The following is a 24,220-nucleotide window of genomic DNA, read 5'->3' as shown; positions in this document are numbered from 1 at the left end:
TGAGGCTTTTGTTTGGGCTGAATTTGTAGTTTGCTGTTTGTTTTGTTTGTTTTTCTGATTTTTCATTGAGTAACACCTCCACCTATATTATTTTCTTGTTTCCTCTGCTTTTATTCAGGGAGTGTCGAAACATAATTAACGGAATGTCCTTTTAACACTTTCTTTGCCGAAACGCTTCTAGTTTTGTCAAGGTGGAAGGGAACAGGTCATAAAGAGAGAATTACAGTATTAATCCAAAAAAAGGCGGGAGGATTCACAATGCTTCCAAAACAAGATATTATGTTAAAATTAGCTGAAATTGAAGAAAGTTTAAATCAATTGGAACAAAGTCTGCACGATCGAATCTCAGTTGAAGAGCAAGAAGGAATGAATTCGTTAACGAACCAGATTCAGAAAATCGACAGTAAATTGAGCTTAGTGGAGAGAAAAGTGGAATTTAAAACCGCTCTTATGAAAAATAGAGAAAAGTCCTTTGTTTTACAAAAACTTGAATTATCGTATAAGACGTCTTAAACTGAATTTATAAGAAAGTAGCCTTGTGCTACTTTTTATTTTTGTCTACATTTTTTACGGAGGGCTTTATTTGAAAGAATTGAAGCAAGTAACGGGGGAATTGATCATCCTTGTTGAGCAGATGATGAAAGAATATAAAGGCAGACGTGAGTCAGGTGAAAAAGGGGACTTTTACACCGAAGTAAAACCTTTTGCTGATAAAGTAAAAGCTAAAAATGATGCTTGGAAAGAATTGTCCTTGAAATGGATCAAGGAACAAAGGCCAAAACACCTGCATTTCCCTCAAATTATAAACACGTTCGATAATATCGAAATGCTGTCGATTCACTGTTTCTTTCCAGAGTCGAGTTACAACCGGTTCATCAGTCATTATCAATCTGTCTCATATGTATTGCAAACACAATTGGATGAATTGAATGAAAAATAAGAGGCTGCCGATCGGCAGCCTCTTTATTATGGGGTGGAAAGTGCTTTTTCTTCTATTTTATTAATTTGCTTCGCCAGCTCTTTATAGTGGTGCAAAGAAATCTCATTAGAAATATAAAGTTTTTTGGCCATTGTGAGAAGTTCTTGTTGATCTGTTGCTTGATAATGTTTACTACTTTCGTATCTCTTCAGCAGTTCACTCAGGTTCATCTTTATTCCTCCCAATTATACTTATATTTCATGCGAAGCATCTACTTTTATCCTATCATAGAAAACCCTTTCTTTAAGTTGTAAGAATAGTGTAACTTCCGACATTCTTCTTGTGTTTGTCGAAATATCTTTATGGGTTCTTTCACCATTAATCCAGGTGAAACATACTGTATAGTAACCATTATAAAGTAAGGGGGCTAAGTATGAATTCTTTACCTAATCAGAGACAGATGCGTAACTACTATCCTTTTTATCATTCACAGCCAACGAATATGGGACCAGTGAACTATCATGTTCAAGGGATGAGACCTCCAAATTATGGATCTTTCCAACCCGGTTATTATCAACAGCCAGAAGCCCAATATCCTGGATCGGCGTTTCAAATGAACCAATACCAGCAGATGAATCACCAGCAAATGAATCCATATTTTGAAAATCCTCTTCAGCAGAAAGAATACAATCCGTATCAAATGAAAGCAATGGAACAGCAGGCATTTGCGAATCCATATCCGAAAGCCTCTTTCATGGCTAAACCTCCGTCTGGAGGAGTAAGTTCAATCATGAATTCATTCAAATCACAGGACGGATCACTTGATTTTAATAAAATGATGAATACAACAGGACAAATGATGGGGGCTATCAATCAAGTTTCCTCTTTGGTAAAAGGCTTAGGTGGAATATTTAAACTTTAGGATCACTAAAAGGAGCTGCCAATTTGGCAGCTCCTTCTTCAAATGTAATAGGGCCTTTATTCTATTGGTATTCGTTTTCCGAATTCCTTGCCCACTTTCACTGTAAGTAGTCCGTCTTTATGAGAAGCCTTCACATTCTTTTCATTTACAACCCTTGGAAATGGAATGGTCCTGCTGCTCTTTTTCAAGGATTGCTTCCTTCTGATCATTTGATTTTGATCATTTTCCTCGGAGAATTCTTCCTTATTGGTTACAGAAATCGTAATGAACTGAGGGAACACATCAAGCTGAATCTGCTCTTTCTTAATACCTGGTAGTTGAGCAGTCATGATATAGTAATTGTCTGTTTCGGTTAATTCGACTGGAAAAGAACCAAAGGGGTTAGAAGATGATGTGAAAAACTCGTCAATGCTTTGAAGCATTCCTTTCATAGGTCTTTCATGAAAAAATTCGTTCATGGAATGCATCAGGTCACCAAAACCTTTTTTGTCGTTCGACATGGGTATACTCCTTTCAGGCAAACGTATTCATACTAGTGTATGAATGCCTGCTGAATATGTGCATTTCTCCTATATCGCATTATAAACTCATCTGTAAAATGGAAAAGAAGTCTCTAAGTTCATCCATCTTACAATCCTTCACTTTTTAATTGGATAACTATGGTAAAAGAATCGTGTTTTTTTTACTTTAGTTTCGAACATAGATTCGGTAAAATGAATGGAGGAGGTGGTACCTGTGTTCAAGAAAAACAACCTTCAACAGTTGATCGAACATTTTAAAAAAGACGATGATTTTAATAAGCAGATTGTTCACTGGAATACCATAGATGAAAAACCAGCGCAATTGGTCGATCTGCCGTATGAGATAAATGAAAAAATAAAAAAAGCGCTGCAAAAAAGAGGAATTGAAAATCTTTATACCCATCAGCATTCCGCTTTTCAGCTGGCAATGGAAGGAAAGAGCTTCACCGCGGTCACTCCTACAGCATCGGGGAAGACACTTTGTTATAATCTTCCTGTATTACAAACGATTATGGATAACCCGGATGCACGAGCGTTATATATCTTTCCTACAAAAGCACTGGCACAAGATCAAAAATCTGAGTTGAATGAAATCATTTCAGAGGCAGAAGCTTCTATAAATAGCTATACATATGACGGGGATACCTCTGCTAATATACGTCAGAAAGTAAGGAAGGCAGGGCATATTGTCATAACGAATCCCGATATGCTCCACTCAGCGATTCTTCCTCATCATACAAAGTGGGTTTCTCTTTTTGAGAATCTTAAATACGTCATTATTGATGAACTTCATATATATAGAGGAGTTTTTGGTTCACATGTAAGCAATGTGATCAGGAGATTAAGGCGAATTTGCGAGTTTTATGGAGCTTCCCCCATTTTCATCTGTACTTCTGCAACGATTGCAAATCCTAAAGAGCTGGCAGAAAACTTAACCGGTACAAAAATGAATTTGATTGATAATAACGGAGCACCCAGTGCCAAAAAGCATTTCGTATTCTATAACCCTCCCATTGTAAATAAACCGTTGAATATACGCAGGAGTGCGACTCTTGAGGTAAGGAGAATTGCTGGTGAGCTTTTGAAGAATAAAGTGCAAACTATCATATTCGCCAGAAGCAGGGTAAGAGTCGAAATTATTCTTACCTACTTACAAGAATTGGTTAAAAGTCAATTAGGAGCGAAATCAATCAGAGGGTACCGGGGAGGATATCTCCCGACTCAACGCCGGGAGATTGAAAAAGGCTTACGAACTGGTGAAATCTACGGAGTTGTTAGTACGAATGCTCTTGAATTAGGGGTCGATATCGGTCAATTACAAGTATGCATCATGACCGGCTATCCAGGAACGATCGCAAGTGCTTGGCAGCAAGCGGGTAGAGCTGGGAGAAGACATGGGGAATCGTTGGTGATCATGGTGGCAAGCTCAAGCCCCTTAGATCAGTTCATTATTGAACATCCTGATTACTTCTTCGAGCAAACCCCTGAAACCGCGAGAATTAATCCGGATAATTTGATTATTCTTATTGATCATATTAAGTGTGCTGCCTATGAGCTCCCCTTTAAAGAAGGTGAACAATTTGGTAAGCACGAGATTGATGATATTTTAGAATTTTTAGTAGAGGAGCGGGTGGTACATAAGAATGGTGAAAAATGGTATTGGATGAATGATGTATTTCCTGCTCATAACATTAGCCTTCGCTCAGCTTCCCAGGAAAATGTCATCATTATTGATCAAACCGATATCTCCGCCGTTAAAGTAATAGGGGAGATGGATCGTTTCTCAGCCATGACCTTATTGCATGATGAAGCGATTTATTTGCATCAAGGGGTTCAATTCCAAGTAGAAGAACTTGATTGGGATGAAAAGAAAGCGTATGTAAGGGAAGTTGATGTGGATTATTTCACCGATGCAAATCTCGCTGTACAATTGAGAGTACTGGAAACTGACAAGACTCGAATGTCGGAAATGTATGAGGTAGCATATGGGGACGTGACTGTTCAGGCAATGGCAACGATTTTCAAGAAAATCAAATTTGATACGCACGAAAATATCGGATCGGGGCCTATCCATTTGCCTGAAGAGGAGCTGCATACGAGTTCCAGCTGGATTTCATTAAAAGATGATGCTTCATTTAGTCAGGAGCGTCTGGAAGAAGGCCTTATCGGGGCAGCTCAAAGCTTGAAATCAATTATTCCATTATTTGTTATGTGCGATCCGAGCGATATTTTCGTTGTCCCTCAAATAAAGGCTGCACACAATGAACAGCCTACGATCTTTATTTACGATCGGTACCCCGGGGGAATCGGCTTAAGTGAGAAGGTGTATGAACAGATGGAGAGAATCCTCCTGGAGACATCTGACATGATCGAGAGATGTCCTTGTCAGACTGGCTGTCCTTCGTGTATTGGAACGGATCATTCACTGGACACTGCCAAATTGGATGCATTAAAGCTTCTTCATCTTTTCCTTCAATAAGAGAGGGAGGGAACGAATTGTCTCTTAAAAATAAATTATCAAGAATGAAGAAACATATTATTAGAGAAGAAGATGCTGAAGAGAACAAAGTTCAGCTTTCCTTGATAGAGCAAGAAGCCAGGGACTTCCCATTTATTGATTTATGGAAACAAAATGGTTCGACTGCGTACTATATAGACGGTGATTTTTGTCTGGTCAGGGAGAAACGATATTCAATCGATCATCAGCATGGGGATTACACATTTAAGGATTTTATTAAAGCGGTGGATGCTTGGCAAGATTTTACCGGGGAGCATCCCTTATCTTCCAAAGGGCTTAATCATGAAGAAATGTTTTTCTTCGATACGGAAACGACCGGTTTAGGTGGAGGAGTTGGAAATACGATCTTTTTATTAGGGCATGGGAAAGTGACAGAAACAGAAGTGATTGTGACCCAGCACTTTTTGCCGCAACCGGGAAGTGAAATACCTCTTTATCACAGCTTTTTAAGTAATGTGGATTATAACACCCTTGTAACGTATAACGGAAAAGCGTTCGATTGGCCTCAAGTAAAGACAAGGCATACACTCATTAAAGACCATGTTCCCAAATTACCTGCATTTGGACATTTTGATCTTTACCATGGATCCAGAAGATTATTTAAGCACAAGCTGGAATCCGTTAAGTTGATCAACGTCGAGCGTAAGATTCTTGGGTTTAATAGAGTGGATGATGTTCCGGGGTATTTAGCTCCTATGATTTATTTCGATTATATAGAGCGTAAAGATCCAGAGGGTATTTTTAAGGTTATGACCCATAATGAGCTGGATATATTGTCATTGATCACTCTCTATACCCATTTGACTTTTCAATTATTGAATGTCCATAAGCAATCAACTGGACATGAGCGGTTTGAAGTCGGAAGGTGGCTTGAATATACGGGAAATAAAGAGATTGCTAAAGAACGTTACCAAGAGATAATAAACGAGAGTGATCGACCGAATTATGAAGCAATGCACCATCTCGCTCTTCAATACAAAAAAGAGAAAGAAGAGAGTAGGGCGGTAGAGTTATGGGAAGAAATGTGGAAAGAAGCCCCTATTTCCATTAGAAAAGTCGTATTACTGGAGTTGGCTAAAGTGTATGAACACAAAACAAAGAATCTAAATCTTGCGTTGAATAGATGTGAGCAGCTAGAATCTTTGATGCATGAAACCAAAGACCGGAACAGGAAACAACACGAAATCTTTATGGGGAAACTTCACCATCGAATGAGTCGTTTAACTAGAAAAATAAATAAGAAAGCAGACCTTCCATCCCGATGACACTAGAACTTTTAAAAAATGCTAAAAAAATGGTCCAATCTCCTTATTTTTATATTGAGAATTTTCAAAAGAAGTTGTAAAATAGTTAATTGTGTTGAAAATATTTAATATTTAGATGGGATGATGAAAATGAACCGGGCAATCTTAATTTTGTTCTTTGTCGTCATTGGTTTAACGGCTTTTGTGTTTACCAATTATCCGGAAACTTTATATAGCTTTATGTAAGATTACGAATTGTTTTCCTAAAAATAGGTATTTTCATTAGTACATGTACCCTCTCCCTTTCATAGGCTATTAGTGTAACAACTAAGAGATGAAAGGAGAGCGTTTCTATGTATAAAAGACCAAGACCTAATCAAGTACTTCCTGCAGTCATGCACCCGACGAAATGTTGTGTGAAACATACATGCAATACCTTTGAGGTGCCGCACATTCACCCTACTCACACGACAAATGTAAATAATGTTATGTATCAACATAAACATTATTTCCCGCAAACACAATCACAAGTAGACAGTGTTTCACACCAACACTTTAATTGTGGCGGTGGACCAGGGGGACCAGGAGGACCTGCTGGACCAGGATTTGGACCAGGTGGCCCAGGATTTGGCCCAGGAGGCCCAGGTGGACCGGGATTCGGACCTCGTCCAAGACCACCATTCGGACCGTATGGTATGGGACGGTAATATTCAGAGTTAAGATAACAGAGGGATGCCTCTAAAAGATTAGTTTCAAATGCAGAGTGACACGCCGTGTTACTCTGCTAAAGTGACTAAGGCTTATTAGAGTCATCTCTTCTTTATGATTGTAAATATTATATGATATAAGGATTGATGACGTCGCAATTCGTAAAATATGTTACAATAGAGTGTAAAGGATTAGGGTATACTAAGCTTTAAATAGACGTGTTTGCCCTGAAAGTTTACTAAAGGAGTTTTGCATTTGAGTAATGTTGCATGCATAACCGGGTATAAATCCTTTGAGTTAGGAATTTTCAAGCAGGATGACAAAGCGATTTACTACATAAAGCAAGCTCTAAAGAAAGAATTAGTATCTCTTTTGGATGAAGAATTAGAATGGGTGCTCATTAGTGGGCAGCTTGGCGTAGAACTTTGGGGGGCAGAAGTGGTGTTTGAACTTCAAGAAGATTATCCAGATCTTAAACTGGCTATACTGACTCCTTTTATCTCTCAAGAGGAAAACTGGAACGACCAGAATAAGGAATACTATGAACTCATCCTTTCTCAAGCGGATTTTATCGAATCTATTTCGAAAGAACCCTATAAGAGCCCTCAGCAGTTTCGAAACAAAAATCAATTATTCTTGCAAAAAAGCCAAACGTTAGTGATACTGTACGATGAAGAAAAAGAAGGCTCTCCTAAATACTTCTATCAAGAAGCGAAGAAGAAGAAAGAGTCCGATCCATCTTTTGAAATAAGGGCGATTACCTTCCATGATCTGCAATGGGTTGTCGAAGAAGAGCAATGGAAGAATGAGTAGAGGGGGCTTTATCACTCATTGACCATTCGGAAATTTATAACCCCCGATAACAATTACAATTGACAAAATGATGGTTATTTGAAAAAATGATAGTGATAAATATAGAGGTGAAAATAATGATTTCAGATAAAGTGAAATTAACGGCTAAGGATATCCTTGAAAAAGAATTTAAAAGTGGTATGAGGGGATACAAGCAAGAAGACGTAGATAAATTTTTAGATTTGATTATTAAAGATTATGAAACCTTTCATCAAGAAATAGAAGATCTTCAACAAGAAAACCTGCGATTGAAGAAGCAAGTAGAGGGTGCCAGTAAGCAACGGTCCGCTGCTCCTGCTCAACAGACAGGCACAACGAATTTCGATATTCTCAAGCGCTTGTCTAATTTAGAAAAACATGTATTTGGCAACAAATTATACGACTAATATTTCCAGTTGAATTCTTGGGGGAACTACAGTATAATTAGTTATTGCTGATCCTTAATGGTGTTTGGGTAATCGCTGCAACTTAATGTTGTAGAGGAAAGTCCATGCTCGCACGGTGCTGAGATGCACGTAGTGTTCGTGCCTAGCCAATTCATAAGCTAGGGCAGCTCAAGTATTGAGTTGACGGCAGGGAAATCACCTAAGTCCTTTTGGATATGGTGTGACTACCTTGAAAGTGCCACAGTGACGAAGTCCTGTTAGAAATGGCAGGAGTGGAACGAGGTAAACCCCACGAGCGAGAAACCCAAATTTGGTAGGGGAATCCTCTCGGAGGAATTGAACGAAGAGAGGGACAAAGGAATTTCCTTTGTAGATAGATGATTACCACCCGAGTACGAGACGAACAGTCGCCTGCAGTACAACGGAACAAAACATGGCTTACAGAACACTATTACGGGATAAGAGCAATATGGCTTAAATAATGCAAGTGACTGATACATGCAGGTAATACACTGCTCTTTTGTATCAGTCCTTTTTATTTTATGGGAAACAAGACAATACTATTAAATAGAGATACTCAATAACGAGGTGACAAAATGAATACATATACATTAATAGCGACGGCAGCGATGGGCTTGGAAGCGATTGTCGCGAAAGAAGTGAAGGACCTGGGCTACGATTGTCAGGTGGAGAACGGGAAAGTCATCTTCAAAGGTGACGAAACGGCTATAGCAAGAGCCAATATGTGGCTAAGAACTGCTGACAGAATCAAGATACTTGTTGGAGACTTTAAAGCGTACTCCTTTGATGAACTATTTGAAAATACAAAGAAACTGCCGTGGGAGAATTTCCTTCCTGTCGATGCAGAATTCCCAGTACAGGGCAAATCAGTTAAATCCAAGCTATACAGTGTACCTGATTGCCAGGCGATCGTAAAAAAGGCAATCGTTGAACGTTTACGTACGGCATACAAACGTACATCTTGGCTTGAGGAAACGGGCCCCTTGTTTAAAATTGAGGTGGCGATCCATAAAGATGTGGCAAGCATCACCCTCGATACTAGTGGACAAGGTCTTCACAAAAGGGGATATCGAATTGGACAAGGTGAAGCTCCTTTAAAAGAAACGCTGGCTGCAGCACTGATTCAACTAACGACCTGGAATCCTGATCGTCCATTTGTGGACCCATTCTGCGGGTCAGGTACCATTCCAATCGAAGCGGCATTGATCGGTCAAAACATTGCCCCTGGATTTAACCGAGAGTTTTTGTCCGAGAGATGGCCGATGATGCCTGAGGATGTATGGGAAAAAACGCGTCTGGAAGCAGAAGATTTGGCTGACTACGACCAGCCTCTTGAAATATTGGGAACCGATATCGATCACCGGATGATAGAAGTATCGAAAGAGAATGCAATGGAGGCAGGTCTTGGGGATTTAGTGAAATTTAAGCAAATGCAAGTACGAGACTTCACTTCAGATTTGGAGTATGGCATCATTGTCGGAAATCCTCCTTACGGTGAACGTCTAGGTGAACGTAAAGAGGTTGAGAAAATGTATCAAGAAATGGGCAAAGCCTTTGAAAAACTGGAAACCTGGTCGGTATATATGATGACGTCCCATGAAAATTTTGAACAATTTTATGGGAAGCAAGCCACCAAAAAACGTAAATTGTTCAACGGATTTATACGAACGGATTACTACCAATACTTTGGCCCGCGTCCTCCGAGAAAAGGGTAACCATTTTAAGTCCGAAAAAAAGTTAAAGAAGGTCAGAATATCCTCTTCAATTCCTGCGTATAATAGTTCTATCATTTTTAGAGGAGTGAAAGAGGATGGACCATTCTTTCATCGATTATCACAAAATCTATCAGGCATTACAAAGCTCTATTTCTTCCACTGCAGGTGAAGAAGGAACAGCCATTCAACCAGACTTACACGAAGCGGCGAAAAACCTGGATCAGGCTTTTCAATATGAATTGTTAAGAAAAAAGAGAATATACGACTGAGTGTATTCTAAAGGAGACTAGGGACATCCATACAAGTGGTAGATCTACCCTTGATATGGAGCGTCTCTTTTCTTTTGTTAAGGGCATCGGAAAACTTTAAACTAAAGGCTCATCTTAAGAGCCATGAATAAATTACGTTTTTATCTTTTCAATTCGAAAGAATTCTAGTAAATTAGAAATATTGTGTAACGCAGGAGGTCCTCATGAGAAGAAAATTACCATTTGAATTAACCAAAGAGCAATCCTTTTATGAAGCATTATCCGACTGGATCGGTGACGTGTTTTATGATTTATTGCCTGAAAAGGGATTTGATTTACGGGATGAACAGGTATTTATGGCCTTTCAGCTTAATCAAGCCTATAAAAACAAACAGGTTATGTTTGCAGAAGCAGGTGTGGGTACGGGGAAAACCCTTGTATATCTCTTATATGCGTTATCGTATGCCAGATATACAGGTAAGCCGGCAATCATTGCGTGTGCTGATGAAACACTCATTGAGCAGATTGTAAAAAAAGAAGGGGACATCCAGAAGCTTGAGAAGGCACTGGACCTTGATATAGATGTTCGATTGGCAAAATCCAGAGAGCAATATCTATGTATAAAGAAACTAGAAGAAAACCTTCCTCTGAACGAGGATTTCCAGGACATGTGGGAGGAATTACCGGGTTTTGTCCACGAAAACTCTTCCATGAAAAGCTTCAGTCATTATGGAGATAGAAGAGAATATGCTCATCTATCTGACGATGAATGGAATAGTGTAGGCTGGGATTCTCTTCAGGATTGTATGTCATGTGCCTACCGTCATCGATGCGGCCTTACCCTTCATCGCGAACATTACCGAAGTGCAGCAGACTTGATCATCTGTTCCCATGATTTTTATATGGAACATATTTGGACGAAAGACTCCCGTAAACGGGAAGGCCAGCTACCACTTTTGCCGGAAGCAAGCTCTGTAGTATTTGACGAAGGTCACTTATTGGAATTTGCTTCTCAAAAAGCGATGACTTATCGGATGAGGATGGAGACACTTGAAGGATTATTGGAGAAGCTGTCATCATCAGATATGAGGGAGGAGACCCTTTATATCATTGAAGATATCATGCTCGACAATGAAAAGTGGTTTGGGCTACTAGAGAAGGAATCCAAAGGGGAGTCAGGCTCCGATAGACAATACATCATTCGGACAGAAGCTATATTAAAGCAAGGAAGGGCTATAACGGAGAAAATAGAAAACCTGTTGAATGAACTCGTTTTTGAATCTGAAATGTACGTTATGGATGATTATCTTTTAAAGGTAGTGGAAGAATATCTGGAACAGATCCAGTATTCGTTGAAACTGTTTTTAGACGATGAAAAAGGAATTTACTGGTTGGAAACATCAGAGGAAGAGCACACCTTTGTGGTGATGCCGAGATTAGTCGAGGAGATTCTCAGAGAACAGGTTTTTTCTCAAAATATCCCATTTATTTTTTCTTCGGCAACACTTTCCTATAAAGGAGACTTCTCTTATGTTTCTCAATCACTGGGGATTGAGAAATATGAAAAATTTTCAGTGGAATCCCCATATGAATACGAGAACATGATGAAAGCGTATCTTCCTTCACTGAATTCCGGAGTACATTCCAAAAATCAGTATGTATTGGACAAACTGAAGAGTAATCAAGGGAAATCGTTGATTCTTTTCACCTCCAAGGATGAAATGAATGCCTTTAGGTCGTATCAGATGCAACAGGCTGATCAAGCATGGAATGTGATATATGAAGGTGACAGAGAAATCAGTGATACAGTAGAGCAGTTCCAGCAGGAAACGTCAACGGTCCTGTGCTCTTATCACTTATGGGAAGGCTTGGACGTGCCAGGAGAGTCCCTTTCACAGGTCATTATCTACTCACTTCCATTCCCTCCAAAGGACCCTGTCTTTGATGCGAAACGCAAGCATGCCACTCATTCTGTGGAAGAAGTGGATATTCCTTACATGATCCTTCGCTTGAGACAAGGAGTCGGACGTCTGATTCGGACGAGTGAAGACAAGGGGAGCATCCATGTTCTGATGAATGATGCAGAAACTTCACATAAAGAATTGGTAGAATCCGTTTTACCCGTTGGGATTGAAGTATTGAACGCATAGCCAAATAAAGTTGAAACCGCCTTAATGGGCGGTTTTTTTAATGGATCTTCTGGGTGTAAGAGCTTACGTTCGTGAACGATAATAAATGAATCAAATTCGATAATAAATGAGTCGAAGTCGATAATATATTATAAAAGTCGATAATAAATGGTTCAAAGTCGATAATATATCTTAAAAGTCGATAATAAACCTGGAAGAGTCGATAATAAACCTGGAAAAGTCGTAAAATACAGTTGAAACTAGACAATAAAAGGGCCATGATTACTTTTCTTCAATGATAATTCCCTCTCCTATCAATCTTTCCGAACCCAAGTTGCCAGAAAAATATGATAAAATAGATTGAATGTTAAAAAGGGGGCTTTTAAAAAATGAAAGAATCAATACTAGAGACAAAAGATCAATTTCATGATTATGTTAAAAAAATGTCGGCCTACAACGAAGCACTTGGTTTGATGTTCTGGGATTTACGGACCGGCGCTCCAAAGAATGGTGCAGAACAACGGTCTGAAGTCATAGGGATGCTTTCCTCTGAGCTGTTTGAAATGTCCACTTCCAATGAAATGGCAGCTTACTTAGCAAAACTCACTCCAGTATTGAATCAGTTGGATGAGATGACACAAAAATTATTGGAAGAGTGTCAAAAAGAGTATGATCGGAATAAAAAAATTCCTGCCTCTGAATACAGGGAGTATGTAGTGTTACAGTCGAAAGCAGAAGGTGTCTGGGAAGAGGCAAAAGAAAAAGCGGATTTCACCATGTTTCAGCCTTATTTAGAAAAACTGGTGGCATTCACAAAACGATTTATTGATTATTGGGGCTACGAAGATAATAAATATAATACGTTACTGGATATGTATGAGCCAGGTGTAACGGTAGAAGTGTTAGATAAAGTATTTGGTGATCTACGGGATCAAATAGTCCCACTAGTACATAAAATTTCCGATTCGGAAAATAAGCCGAAAACCGATTTCCTTTTTGAACACTTTCCAAAGGCTAAGCAAAAGGAATTCAGTTTAAAGATTCTTGAACAAATGGGATATGATTTCAACTCAGGAAGACTTGATGAAACGGTCCATCCGTTTGCGATTGGTTTAAACCCTGGTGACGTAAGGGTAACAACTAAATATGACGAGAAGGATTGGAGAACAGCTGTGTTCGGAACGATCCATGAAGGAGGACATGCTCTTTATGAGCAAAACATTTCAAAAAAGCTGATGGGCACACCGCTATGTACGGGCACGTCCATGGGAATCCATGAATCACAATCCCTGTTTTATGAAAATTTCGTAGGTAGGGATCATTCTTTCTGGAAGCAGAATTATTCATTACTGAAAGAATACTCGATGGGCCAGTTTGATGCTGTTGACCTGGACGATTTCTATCGGGCGATCAATGAATCGAAGCCTTCATTAATACGGATCGAAGCCGATGAATTAACGTATGCTCTACATATCATCATCCGTTATGAAATTGAAAAAGGATTATTTAATGATGAGATGGAAGTGAAGGATCTTCCTGAAATCTGGAATCAGAAATATGAAGAGTATTTAGGTGTCCGTCCTTCCCATAATGGTGAAGGTGTCCTCCAGGATGTTCATTGGGCAGGTGGAAGCTTCGGTTACTTTCCGTCATATGCATTAGGATATATGTACGCGGCACAGTTTAAACGTGCCATGTTACACGATCTTCCACATTATGAAGAGCTGTTGGAAAAGGGGGATCTTGCTCCCATCAGAGAATGGATGACGACGAACGTCCATCAGTGGGGCAAGATGAAGAAACCGCTTGAAATCATCAGGGAGGTTACCGGAGAAGGGCTTAATGCCCAATACTTGGCCGAGTATTTAACGGAGAAGTATTCAAAGGTGTATTCCTTGAATTAAACACTGGAGGCAAAATCATGGAAATTAATGTTGCATCGCTAGAGGATAAATTGCTTGTTGGAATAGGCTGGACAGGCCCATATGGAAGAGGTTCCGAGATTCCGAGACTATTCACTAAGTTTCAACAGATGATCCCATCCATTCACCACATCAATGGAGATGAATGCATATACGCACCTTTCCATGACAGAGCGACTGATTTTACGTATTACTGTACCGTAGAGGTTGATCGTGTGGAAAAGCTTCCACCGGGATTAGTGGAGCTGTCACTCCCTGCCGGTGAGTATGCCCACGCTCTTTATGAAGGCCTGTCAACGGAAGTTGAGCAAGCTTACTTCGCCATCTTTAACTGGATTAAAGAAAATGGGTTTGAAAAAGATTACTCCAGACTGAGTGTCGAAAAGTATCTATCTCAGGATAGGGAAATCAACGAAACGGAAGATAAACGGAAATTAGAGTTGTTTGTTCCAATTAAAGAGAAATAGAGAAGAGGCTGCTTCGTGTGAAGCAGCCTCTTATTATGCTTGTCGGGCCTGCCCAAGCCGCCTGCGCTTTTCTGATTGTCCAGCTCCGGCGGCTAGTCCCTCGAGGTCATAAGCCAAACCAACCAAAAAGGCAAAGAGCGCCTTTCCGGTTGGTTCGTCTTATGCTTGTCGGGCCTGCCCAAGCCGCCTGCGCTTTTCTTTTTACCACAGACGATAGCCCTTGGATGCAGGAGGTGCATTTTGAATCATGTCGATGAATGGAACGGTGTAGGCGATAAGAATGAGAGCTGCTAGGATAGTTAACCAAATCCTCCAATTTTCAAGAGCCATCGGAGTTCTCTCAGCTGCTTCAGCCTTTTCACCCACCGGGAATTCTTCTTCTCCTTTAGGTGCGAAGAATGCTAGGTTGATAAAGATATATAGAACCAATATGATCCCGATAAAGAGAATGGTTCCCCCAATGGCTTGTGCGACTTGATACGGAATCCAAGCAAGGGCTTGCGGTGCATCCCCATAAGTTGAAAAAGAAGATCGTCTTGGTGCGCCCAGTAAGCCGACGATATGCATGGCACCTGACATGATGCCCATTCCTATAGACCAAACAATGGCTTGCACAATTGCCAGTTTGTTCATTGCTTTCGTTAAGACGCGTCCTGTTAAATGAGGGACGAGCCAATAGGCAATACCGAAAAACGTTAATACAACAGAAGTTGCCAAAGTTAAGTGAAAATGACCGGTAACCCAAATGGTATTATGAACGACCTGGTTCATCTGGTTTGAGGCATTGATTAATCCCCCAGCTCCCGCTGGGATAAAGGCTACCATTCCAATAAATGGTACGGTAAAGCGGGCATCTCCCCATGGTAACTTCTTAAACCATCCAAACAATCCGGTAGCCCCTTTGGATCTGCCGTACATTTCAAAGGTAGCGAACAGAGAAAATGCAGTCATCAAGGAAGGTATGACAACCATAAAGGTTAGGACTACCTGTAAAAATTTCCAATACGCGTCGATTCCCGGCTCCACTAATTGGTGATGAAAACCTACAGGAATAGAGAATAGGAGAAACAAAATAAAGGAAAGTCTGGCTAACGAATCTGAAAATATTTTTCCACCGATGATCTTTGGAATAATGACATACCATGCCATATAGGCAGGCAGCAGCCAAAAATATACAAGGGGATGACCGAAATACCAGAATAAAGTTCTACTTACGAGTACATCCACCCGATCAACAAGGCCAAGAGACCAAGGAAGGAGCTGGAATAAAACGGTTCCTGCCACCCCAATGGTTGCGACAATCCATAAGACGGTATTGATGATGGCCATGAATGTTAAGAGAGGGCTTGGCAGTCCAGGGTTTTCTTTCCGCCAGCTTATATATTTGATGATCATGCCGGTCCCGCCTAACCAGCTTCCCACTACGACGAAGGTCAATCCTAAGTAGAATATCCAGTGTGCCTGCAGGGGGGCATAGAAAGTATACAGTACAGTTGCTTCATTTAATAGAATCATAACAGCGGCCATGATTGTGCCGATAAGCATGACCCAGAATCCTAACCAGCCTAACAAACGGGATTTCCCGGAATAGGCTCCGGATGTTCGGGAGATGGAAGCGTGCTGGAATCCAAGGATAAAGAAAGTGGTTAATACCAATCCCAATAATACGCCGTGAACCGTTAAGACCTGGTAATAACCTATCCCTGCAGGTAATATGAATTTTCCTGATCTTACTAACACTTGTAATAATCCAGCCAATCCACCTAGCGCCAATGCGATAAAGCCAACATAAATATGTGCCATCGCCAAAGTAGCATCTTTTTTCTCAATTTGAACAAATCGTTTCATTTTAGTCCACCACCTTAATCATAGATTTCATTGTGTGATGACCCACACCACAATATTCATTACAGACAACGAGAAATTCCCCTGTCTTATCAAGGGTTGTTGTATATTCACTAACAAACCCGGGTTCAAGCATCATATTAATATTTGTCCCTGCGACTTCAAATCCGTGAACAACGTCTTTTGTTGTGGCTATGATTTTCAGTGTAGATCCTTTAGGTAATTCAATTTCCCCGGGTGTGTAGAGAAATGCAGATGCCACAAACACTAACTCGTAATCCCAAGCCTTTCCTTCTACCTTCTTCAAACCAGGTTCGTTAAACGGCGAGGTTTTATCCACTCGCTCGGGATTGACGTATGCTTTCGCGCTTGGAGGTTGATGTCCTTGATGAAAAGCACTGATGCCTAAAATAATTAAAAATATAATAAGAGACCCTGTTCCTAACGTTAACCACCATTTTTCATAACGATGCATGTGCATGTTAACCACTCCTTCAGAATTAAAAACGATTGATAAATAGTAAGAATACTCCCAGCCAAGTAAGGACTAGAAAACCACCTAGGAACAGAACCGATGTGAAAGTTCCTTTGAGTGAAGTAGACTCTTCGACCTTAACCTCGGTTTTTTGGTGTAATTCCGTTTTCACCATATATCTCATTCCTTCCATTCATTGGATGATTGATTTCGTTATCACTATCATAAGGGTGTAAACCCTTATGAATCTGTGATAAATGTCACAGGTTACGAGAAATATTGTGAAATAAATGTGAAATCAGTTACATAATAGGTCTTTCAACCGGTTCATTTGTCGGAGCGATATGCATAGAGTATAGGAATGATAATAAAGAGGAGGAGGATATTTCGTGGAAAAATTTTATTGTAAGCATTGCTGTCAGATCTTTTCAGAGAAAACGGTTTGTCCTCAATGTCAACTTCACGTAGATTCGAAAATCCAGATTCATGTCCAGAACCAGGAGGACAAGAAGAAAACTTATTAAACCGTAAACCTTTAGCAGTCAAAGTGACTGTGTTAATATATAGAAGATTCAAATAATGGGTAGGGTGGTGTGAAGATGTATTTACCTTCATTTTCATTAAAAGATAAGCTTGCTGTTGTCACTGGTGCCGGGCGTGGAATTGGACGAGCTCTCAGTATAGGTTTAGCAGAATCAGGAGCCGATGTTGTTCTTCTGTCAAGGACGAGGGGCGATTTAGAAGAAACGGCCAGTGAAATTGAAAAGCTGGGAAGAAGGGCTTATATAATCCCGACAGATGTGACATCACGGGAGGAAATTCAAAAAGCGATTGCTTACATAGAAAATCAAAAACGTTCCATTGATATTTTAATTAATAATGCAGGTATGAATATCCGTTCCAGCGCCCTGGAGGTTACGGATGAAGAATGGGGAACGATCATGGATACAAATTTGAAATCTGCTTTTATGATGAGTCAGGAAGCAGGTAAACATATGAAGGAGAAGAATCAGGGGAAAATCATTAACATAGCTTCTGTAGCCGGTCATGTAGCTTTACGAACGGGGGTTGTGTACGCTTCAACGAAAGCAGCCATGATTCAAATGACGAAGGTTTTAGCCTTGGAATGGGGAAAATACAATATTAATGTGAATAGTATCGGACCCTGGTATTTTAAAACGCCCTTAACGAAAGAGCTATTGCAAAACGAAGAATATGTAAATGATATTTTGGCCGTAACCCCCTTAAAAAGAATCGGCGAATTGGAAGAACTAGTAGGCCCTGCTGTTTTCCTTTCCTCTGATGCCTCGAATTATGTTACGGGCCAAACCCTTTTTGTAGACGGCGGGATGACGATTCAAGGTTTTTAAACTTCCGTACAAGAAAGAGCTAACCTTTGCGGGTTAGCTCTTTCTTGTATGGTGACGTGTTTATCCCCCACAAGAGGCACCAATGGATATTCCTTTCGTAATGAAGACCTATTCAGATTGATTAGAAGGGTTATACATAATCTCGATACATGTTTTGTGGTTTTTTGGAAATGCTACCCTTACATGGAATTGTAAGGAGTGTAGATGAATGCCGAAAATTGTTTCAGTTGAAACCGAGATTCCACCTGTGAAGATTACACAAAAAGAAGCGGCAGAATTTGCGAAACAATTGTTTTCGACAAGCTTTAAGAATATCGGACGTCTTCTCACTGTGTTTGAAAATGGTGAAATAGACAGCCGCTATTTCGTAAAAGACCTCGAATGGTTTTCCAGGGAGCATACCTTTCAAGAAAAAAATGATGAATTTATTCACCACGCAGTTGAACTGGGCAGCAGGGTCGTTAAGAAAATCCTATCCCATCATCAGCTTACATTAGAGGACATTGATGCGATTTTTACAATTTCAACATCGGGCATCGCAACACCAAGTCTAGAAGCGAGAATTATGAATCATCTGCCATTCTCTTCTCATGTTAAACGAATCCCGATTTGGGGATTGGGATGTGCAGGGGGAGCAAGCGGGCTGTCACGTGCCTATGAATACTGTTTAGCTTTTCCGAAAGCAAATGTTCTCGTCCTTTCCATCGAACTTTGTTCACTCACCTTTCAGCATGGGGATCGCTCTAAGAGCAATTTAGTTGGTACGTCACTTTTTGCTGATGGTGTTGCTTGTGCAGTTGTATGTGGTGATGAAAGTCCATTACTAGAAGGGATTTCCCACCCGCTGCCATCCATTTTCGCGACTCAATCTACTCTTTTGGAGGATTCACTGGATGTAATGGGGTGGGAGGTAAAGGATAACGGTATGTATGTTGTGTTTTCGAAAGATATTCCTACTCTTGTGAAGAACTGGCTCAGGCCGAATGTTGAGGAATTTATCAATCGAAATGATATCAGCCTTGAAGATATTAAGCACTTTGTGGCACATCCGGGAGGAAAGAAGGTCATTGAAGCCTATCAGGAAGCTTTAGGAATGGAAGAAAGTATGACATCTGAATCTATGAAGGTCTTAAAAAACTATGGGAATATGTCATCTGTAACCATCTTGTATGTACTGAAGGAATTTATGAATAAAGGCTGTGAACGTGGAGATATAGGTTTGGGTACCGCTTTAGGGCCGGGGTTTAGTTCAGAACTGCTTTTGATGAGGTGGGAATGATGCTGTATTTCATCCTGTTTTTTTTCGTACTGATGATTCAGAGGCTTGTGGAGCTATTCATCGCTAAATCAAATGAAAAGTGGATGAAGGAACAGGGGGCAAAAGAATATGGAAAGGCTCATTATAAAATGATGGTCGCTATCCATATCGCATTCTTTGTTTCGCTGTTAATTGAAGGAGGGATCTTTCATACAGGGGTCAATCCCTACTGGCCGATCCTGTTGGCTGGTTTCATCCTCACTCAGCTCGGGAGAATATGGGTGATTTCTTCACTGGGGAAGTATTGGAATACAAAAATCATCGTGCTTCCAAAGGCTGAAGTGGTAGCGAAAGGTCCTTACAAGTATTTGAAGCATCCTAACTATCTGATCGTCACATTAGAGTTCTTGATTGTTCCATTACTTTTTCATGCTTATTGGACCCTGTTTATCTTCGCATTACTGAATCAATTCATTCTCTCTATTCGTATTCCGCTTGAGGAACATGCACTTCGTCATGAAACGGATTATGAAAGGATTCACCTTCATACAAAGGGCTGGATCCCCCTGATCAGAAAAGAAAAATAATTTTCTTATTGAAAATGATTATCGTTTTTGTTAAGATTCTAATTGAAGATGAAAATTATTCTCATTTAAACATCAACAAAAGGGTGGGGACAAATATGGTATGGTTTCTGATATTGTTTACTGTATTAGCGTATAGCTTCATAATGAAGCATGTTTTATCAAATGTAATGAAGGATTCAGCACAAGAGAAGAAAGTATCTTCATACCAGACAAACTCAAAATCTTTTGTTCATTCAAACTTGATTGCAACTGAAACAACACGATAAATACATAGCCCTCTTCTTCGGAAGAGGGCTTTTTATTTTGTCTTTTGGCTCTTTTAAAATTCCTGCATATACTAATACCGTTCTCAAATTCCCCACGTTGATATGATTTCATAGAGAAATTGAGCCAAATACGATAAAATAAAAACGTTATCATTTTTCTGAAAACAGAAAGGAACTAGTTCAATGAGTCAGATAGAGCATAAGAGTACCCAATTACATAATACATTGCAACATCTTGCAGCCTATCACGATACTTTCCGTCACAACGGAGACGAAGAGCGGGCTGCAAAGGTAGAAAGATTAGCAGAGAAATTATACAACGATGAATTGATTTTAGCCTTTTGCGGCCATTTTTCTGCAGGAAAGTCAACGATGATCAATCACTTAATGGGAGAGGAAATCCTCCCGTCGAGTCCAATCCCTACCAGTGCAAATTTAGTGAAGGTGCACCATGCACCAACGGATTTTGCGAAAATCCATTATCATCATTCTCAGCCGCTATACTTTAAGGCACCATATGAGTTCTCCACCATTAAGGACTTTTGTAAAAACGGTGAAGAGGTATATTCTGTAGAAATAGGGCGAAGCAAGAGTGAGATGCCAGAGGGTGTATCGGTTTTAGATACCCCTGGTGTAGACAGTACGGATGATGCCCACAGACTATCAACGGAATCGGCCATTCACCTCGCTGACGCCGTCTTTTACGTAATGGATTATAACCATGTTCAATCTCAGGTGAACTTCGAGTTCACAAAGGAAATGATCCGTCATGGAGTCAAGTTGTATCTCATTGTAAACCAGATTGATAAACACCAGGAAGAAGAATTGGCATTCAGCGACTTTAAAGAAAGTGTTGAGAAGTCGTTTGCATCTTGGGGAGTTGTACCCAATGGAACATTTTTTACAAGTTTAAAAGCTCCCCATCATCCTCATAATGACCTCGAAGAATTAGAGTCATTAATTGAAGACCAGGTGAAAATGAAAAGTGATCTGATAGAAGCCTCTGCAGAATCGGCTATCTCTCAATTACGGTCTGAGCATGAAAAGTGGTATGAGGAAGAGCTTGAGAAAATCGAGGAAACAGGAAGAGACCTCCTTACAGAGGAGGAATGGAATAACAAAGACGCACTTCTGCAAACTGAAAAAAGATTGATAGAAACCTTAGCAAAAAATAACGTAAAAGCGATAAATGAACATTTTGAGGAAGAAAGGAGAGAAATCCTTAAAAATGCTTATTTAATGCCTTTTGAAACGAGAGAATTAGCGAAAGATTTTCTGGAAAGCAGACAATCAGACTTTAAAGTAGGTTTTATATTTTCAAAACAAAAAACTGAAGACGAAAAAGCGATCAGAATACAGAAATTTAAAGACGATTTAAATACCCGCATTGAATCTCAATTAGAATGGCATCTGAAGACACTGGGAAAAAATATGGTGAAAGAATACAGTCCCTCATCAGATCAAATAATGAAGTGGGATCAATTATCCTTGGAAGTGGATGAACCATTTCTTAACGGTCTGATCAAACCAGGTGCAGGAATAACGGGTGATTACGTTCTCCAATACTGTGATGATCTTTCTGAGGAATTAAAGAAGAAAGCCAGAAGCTATACTAATGATTTGTTTGTAGACACTTTGAATGAAATTGAAAGTGCATCCCGGGAAGAGAATTCAGCTTTAGAAGCTGAGCTTGATAAACTCCAAAAGAAAACGGGAGTCATTTTTCAGTGGAACACATTACATGAGGAAAAGACTACTCAACTTAGAAAATTAATGAGAATTGAGATCGATCAAACCCAAGCTGATTCTGTTCTCCAACAATGGATAGTCAATTGGAAGGCGAGGTCGGAAGAGTATATTCTTGCAACTGACATGGAGTTGGATCAGAAAGAGATCACAACACAAACGAGGGAAGAAATTGTGACTCAGCCTCGAAAAGAGAAACAAGCTTCTATAGGAGGGGTAATCGAACGTTTAGAAACGATGACCCATGTATTCAGGAAATATAAAGGATTTACCAAGACAGCAGATCTTTTAGAAGGAAAGAAAGAACGCCTTACCAATCAATCCTTTACGATTGCCTTATTCGGTGCTTTCAGTGCGGGGAAATCATCATTTGCGAATGCACTATTGGGGAAGAAAATACTTCCTGTAAGTCCGAATCCGACAACTGCTTCGATCAACCGAATCAATCCGGTATCAGAAAGTGGTGAGCACGAGACTGCTCATGTACAAATTAAAACCTATGACCAATTATTTCAAGACATCGTTCATTCTCTTTCTTTTTTCAATCGCAGTGTTTCAACACTCGATGAAGCAATGGGGGTTGTACCTGATTTAACGAGTGAAGGCAGTGGTAAGGAGAATGTCCACCTTTCATTCCTGCAGGCTTTTTATAATGGTTATCCTGCCTTTAAGGAGAGTCTTGGAAAGAAAAAAATGGTAAATCTTGAAGAGTATAGAGGATTTGTAGCGGATGAAGCTCAAGCTTGTTTTGTTGAGTCCATTGATCTCTATTACGATTGTGATATTACAAGGCAGGGAATCACACTCGTCGATACTCCAGGAGCAGATTCAATTAACGCACGACATACGGGAGTAGCATTTGAATATATTAAAAATGCCGATGCGATACTATTTGTGACCTATTACAATCATGCATTTGCCAAGGCAGACCGGGAGTTCCTTATTCAATTGGGGCGAGTGAAGGACACATTTGAATTAGATAAAATGTTCTTTGTCGTTAACGCCATCGATCTTGCAAGTGATGAAGAAGAAAAGAATGAAGTGATAGACTATGTGGAAGCGCAGCTGATTCAATATGGCATCCGTTTTCCAAGGATCTTTGGAGTGTCTTCTCTCGAAGCTCTCAAGGAATCAGGTCCCAACAAGTCAGGTATGGACCTATTTAAGAAGGAATTCCAAACATTTATACAGAATGAGTTAGTGAGTATGAGTATTGATTCCGCCCTTAGTGAATGGGATAGGGGACTGCAGCGGTTCAACCAATATATTCATACGGCTTCCAGTGATAAAGCGTATAGGCAAGTACGCAAGCAGGAGCTGAACGACGCAAAGGTAGAGATTCGCTCACTTATCGATTCGAAATCTGTTCAACCCCTTGAAATTGAAATGCAACAAGAATCGAAGGAGCTTGTCTATTATGTGAAGCAAAGGGTGTTCTTCAGGGTATCCGACTTCTATAAAGAAGCCTTTCATTCAGGATTATTTCTTCAATATCCTAATCAATCCCAAGCGATAAGGGAAGGTATAAAAGAGTTCCTATCGAGTACCGGATTTGATTTGGCTCAGGAAATGAGGGCCACCTCTCTTCGCATACAACAATACATCCAAAGACAACTCAGTGAACAATGGATGGTCCTAGAAGAATTGATTCAACAGGTGGAAAAAGACCTTGTATTATCACCACAAGACTACAAAAACGAAAGCACCATTGAATTTGAGAGCGCGTTTAAACAAACAGAGCTGCGACCGTTCGAAGAAGCCTTTTCTTCATTTAAGAATCCAAAGCATTTCTTTGAACAAGGCGGAAAAAAGATTGTTCAGGAAAAATTGGAAGCACTACTTCAAGAGCCTGCAGATAGATATTTAGAACACGAACAGTTACGTATGGAAGCATGGGGCGCTTCGTATTTAGAAAGAGAATTAGACATACTTAAAAAAGAAATATTGAGCCAGGTGACAGAGCAGATCGATTCCAATATAGACGCTTTAGAGACTGTTCAGGACCTCCACAAACTAAAGCAGGATCTAAAGCTGCTCGAACGCATCCAAGCTTAAGAGAGAAGGAGTGGGGTAGTGGCTAATCCTTATCATTGCTGTGCTA

22 protein-coding genes and 1 other RNA gene are annotated in these 24,220 nt (G+C 40.0%); 19 read left to right on the top strand and 4 right to left on the bottom strand.

Translation table 11 applies throughout. From position 1 onward, the window contains the following. Window positions 1-258 precede the first annotated feature (258 nt). Window positions 259-513, top strand: a complete 255-nt coding sequence (locus tag ACCB35_RS13470; RefSeq protein WP_374054146.1) for a hypothetical protein — start codon at window positions 259-261, stop codon at window positions 511-513. A 70-nt stretch (window positions 514-583) separates the two neighbouring features. Next, on the top strand, window positions 584-940 hold the full coding sequence (locus tag ACCB35_RS13465) for a YppE family protein (protein WP_374054145.1): 357 nt from the start codon (window positions 584-586) through the stop codon (window positions 938-940). Window positions 941-966: 26 nt separating this feature from the next. On the opposite strand, the gene yppF is transcribed toward ACCB35_RS13465, so the two are convergent. Continuing rightward, on the bottom strand, window positions 967-1,149 hold the full coding sequence (gene yppF / locus ACCB35_RS13460) for a YppF family protein (RefSeq protein ID WP_374054144.1): 183 nt from the start codon (window positions 1,147-1,149) through the stop codon (window positions 967-969). Between the two features lie 203 nt (window positions 1,150-1,352). On the opposite strand from yppF, the gene ACCB35_RS13455 reads away from it, so the two are divergent. Further along, window positions 1,353-1,841 carry a YppG family protein gene (locus ACCB35_RS13455; protein WP_374054143.1) on the top strand — a complete coding sequence of 163 codons (489 nt, stop codon included), beginning with the start codon at window positions 1,353-1,355 and terminating at the stop codon, window positions 1,839-1,841. A gap of 56 nt (window positions 1,842-1,897) precedes the next feature. On the opposite strand, the gene ACCB35_RS13450 is transcribed toward ACCB35_RS13455, so the two are convergent. After that, window positions 1,898-2,341, bottom strand: coding sequence for an Hsp20/alpha crystallin family protein (locus tag ACCB35_RS13450; protein ID WP_374054142.1), 444 nt, complete (start codon window positions 2,339-2,341; stop codon window positions 1,898-1,900). A 262-nt stretch (window positions 2,342-2,603) separates the two neighbouring features. On the opposite strand from ACCB35_RS13450, the gene ACCB35_RS13445 reads away from it, so the two are divergent. From ACCB35_RS13445 to ACCB35_RS13395, 11 genes are all read left to right on the top strand, one after another. Beyond that, entirely contained in the window at window positions 2,604-4,841 is a 2,238-nt protein-coding gene (locus ACCB35_RS13445; protein WP_374057023.1) for a DEAD/DEAH box helicase, read from the top strand. A gap of 44 nt (window positions 4,842-4,885) precedes the next feature. Next, on the top strand, window positions 4,886-6,145 hold the full coding sequence (locus tag ACCB35_RS13440) for a ribonuclease H-like domain-containing protein (RefSeq protein ID WP_374054141.1): 1,260 nt from the start codon (window positions 4,886-4,888) through the stop codon (window positions 6,143-6,145). Window positions 6,146-6,477: 332 nt separating this feature from the next. Continuing rightward, window positions 6,478-6,831, top strand: a complete 354-nt coding sequence (locus ACCB35_RS13435) for a CotD family spore coat protein (RefSeq protein WP_044336400.1) — start codon at window positions 6,478-6,480, stop codon at window positions 6,829-6,831. 256 nt (window positions 6,832-7,087) lie between these two features. After that, on the top strand, window positions 7,088-7,645 hold the full coding sequence (locus tag ACCB35_RS13430) for a DUF1273 domain-containing protein (protein WP_374054140.1): 558 nt from the start codon (window positions 7,088-7,090) through the stop codon (window positions 7,643-7,645). Window positions 7,646-7,761: 116 nt separating this feature from the next. Continuing rightward, on the top strand, window positions 7,762-8,070 hold the full coding sequence (gene gpsB, locus ACCB35_RS13425) for a cell division regulator GpsB (protein ID WP_044336402.1): 309 nt from the start codon (window positions 7,762-7,764) through the stop codon (window positions 8,068-8,070). A gap of 60 nt (window positions 8,071-8,130) precedes the next feature. Next, window positions 8,131-8,516: RNase P RNA component class B (gene rnpB / locus ACCB35_RS13420), an RNA gene on the top strand. Between the two features lie 150 nt (window positions 8,517-8,666). Further along, window positions 8,667-9,806, top strand: a complete 1,140-nt coding sequence (locus tag ACCB35_RS13415) for a class I SAM-dependent RNA methyltransferase (protein ID WP_374054139.1) — start codon at window positions 8,667-8,669, stop codon at window positions 9,804-9,806. A gap of 95 nt (window positions 9,807-9,901) precedes the next feature. Beyond that, window positions 9,902-10,075, top strand: coding sequence for a hypothetical protein (locus ACCB35_RS13410; RefSeq protein WP_374054138.1), 174 nt, complete (start codon window positions 9,902-9,904; stop codon window positions 10,073-10,075). Window positions 10,076-10,278: 203 nt separating this feature from the next. Further along, window positions 10,279-12,204: an ATP-dependent DNA helicase gene (locus ACCB35_RS13405; protein ID WP_374054137.1), complete on the top strand. Its 1,926-nt coding sequence runs from the start codon at window positions 10,279-10,281 to the stop codon at window positions 12,202-12,204. 368 nt (window positions 12,205-12,572) lie between these two features. Continuing rightward, a complete protein-coding gene (locus ACCB35_RS13400; protein ID WP_374054136.1) occupies window positions 12,573-14,087 on the top strand; it encodes a carboxypeptidase M32 in 1,515 nt (504 codons plus the stop codon). 17 nt (window positions 14,088-14,104) lie between these two features. Then, on the top strand, window positions 14,105-14,572 hold the full coding sequence (locus ACCB35_RS13395) for a GyrI-like domain-containing protein (protein ID WP_044336407.1): 468 nt from the start codon (window positions 14,105-14,107) through the stop codon (window positions 14,570-14,572). A gap of 201 nt (window positions 14,573-14,773) precedes the next feature. Here the strand turns inward: ACCB35_RS13395 and ACCB35_RS13390 are convergent, their stop codons facing one another. Both ACCB35_RS13390 and ACCB35_RS13385 read right to left on the bottom strand, forming a co-directional pair. Then, complete coding sequence (locus ACCB35_RS13390) at window positions 14,774-16,420, bottom strand: b(o/a)3-type cytochrome-c oxidase subunit 1 (RefSeq protein WP_374054135.1); 1,647 nt, start codon at window positions 16,418-16,420, stop codon at window positions 14,774-14,776. A gap of 1 nt (window position 16,421) precedes the next feature. After that, complete coding sequence (locus ACCB35_RS13385) at window positions 16,422-16,898, bottom strand: cytochrome c oxidase subunit II (RefSeq protein ID WP_374054134.1); 477 nt, start codon at window positions 16,896-16,898, stop codon at window positions 16,422-16,424. A gap of 593 nt (window positions 16,899-17,491) precedes the next feature. On the opposite strand from ACCB35_RS13385, the gene ACCB35_RS13380 reads away from it, so the two are divergent. The 5 genes from ACCB35_RS13380 to ACCB35_RS13360 all read left to right on the top strand — a co-directional run bounded on the left by ACCB35_RS13380 (window position 17,492) and on the right by ACCB35_RS13360 (window position 24,174). Continuing rightward, window positions 17,492-18,262, top strand: coding sequence for an SDR family NAD(P)-dependent oxidoreductase (locus ACCB35_RS13380; RefSeq protein WP_374054133.1), 771 nt, complete (start codon window positions 17,492-17,494; stop codon window positions 18,260-18,262). 208 nt (window positions 18,263-18,470) lie between these two features. Next, on the top strand, window positions 18,471-19,541 hold the full coding sequence (locus ACCB35_RS13375) for a type III polyketide synthase (RefSeq protein WP_374054132.1): 1,071 nt from the start codon (window positions 18,471-18,473) through the stop codon (window positions 19,539-19,541). A gap of 2 nt (window positions 19,542-19,543) precedes the next feature. Then, window positions 19,544-20,107 (top strand): isoprenylcysteine carboxyl methyltransferase family protein, encoded by a 564-nt coding sequence (locus ACCB35_RS13370; protein WP_374057022.1) that lies wholly within the window; start codon window positions 19,544-19,546, stop codon window positions 20,105-20,107. 95 nt (window positions 20,108-20,202) lie between these two features. After that, on the top strand, window positions 20,203-20,373 hold the full coding sequence (locus ACCB35_RS13365) for a hypothetical protein (RefSeq protein WP_374054131.1): 171 nt from the start codon (window positions 20,203-20,205) through the stop codon (window positions 20,371-20,373). Between the two features lie 183 nt (window positions 20,374-20,556). Next, window positions 20,557-24,174 (top strand): dynamin family protein, encoded by a 3,618-nt coding sequence (locus ACCB35_RS13360; RefSeq protein ID WP_374054130.1) that lies wholly within the window; start codon window positions 20,557-20,559, stop codon window positions 24,172-24,174. The last annotated feature ends 46 nt before the right edge of the window (window positions 24,175-24,220 follow it).

This window comes from Rossellomorea sp. FM04394 (assembly GCF_041889765.1).
Classification (GTDB): Bacteria; Bacillota; Bacilli; order Bacillales; family Bacillaceae_B; genus Rossellomorea; species Rossellomorea aquimaris_B.
Note: the sequence above shows the minus strand (reverse complement) of the source record. Positions and strands in the feature narration are given on the sequence as shown.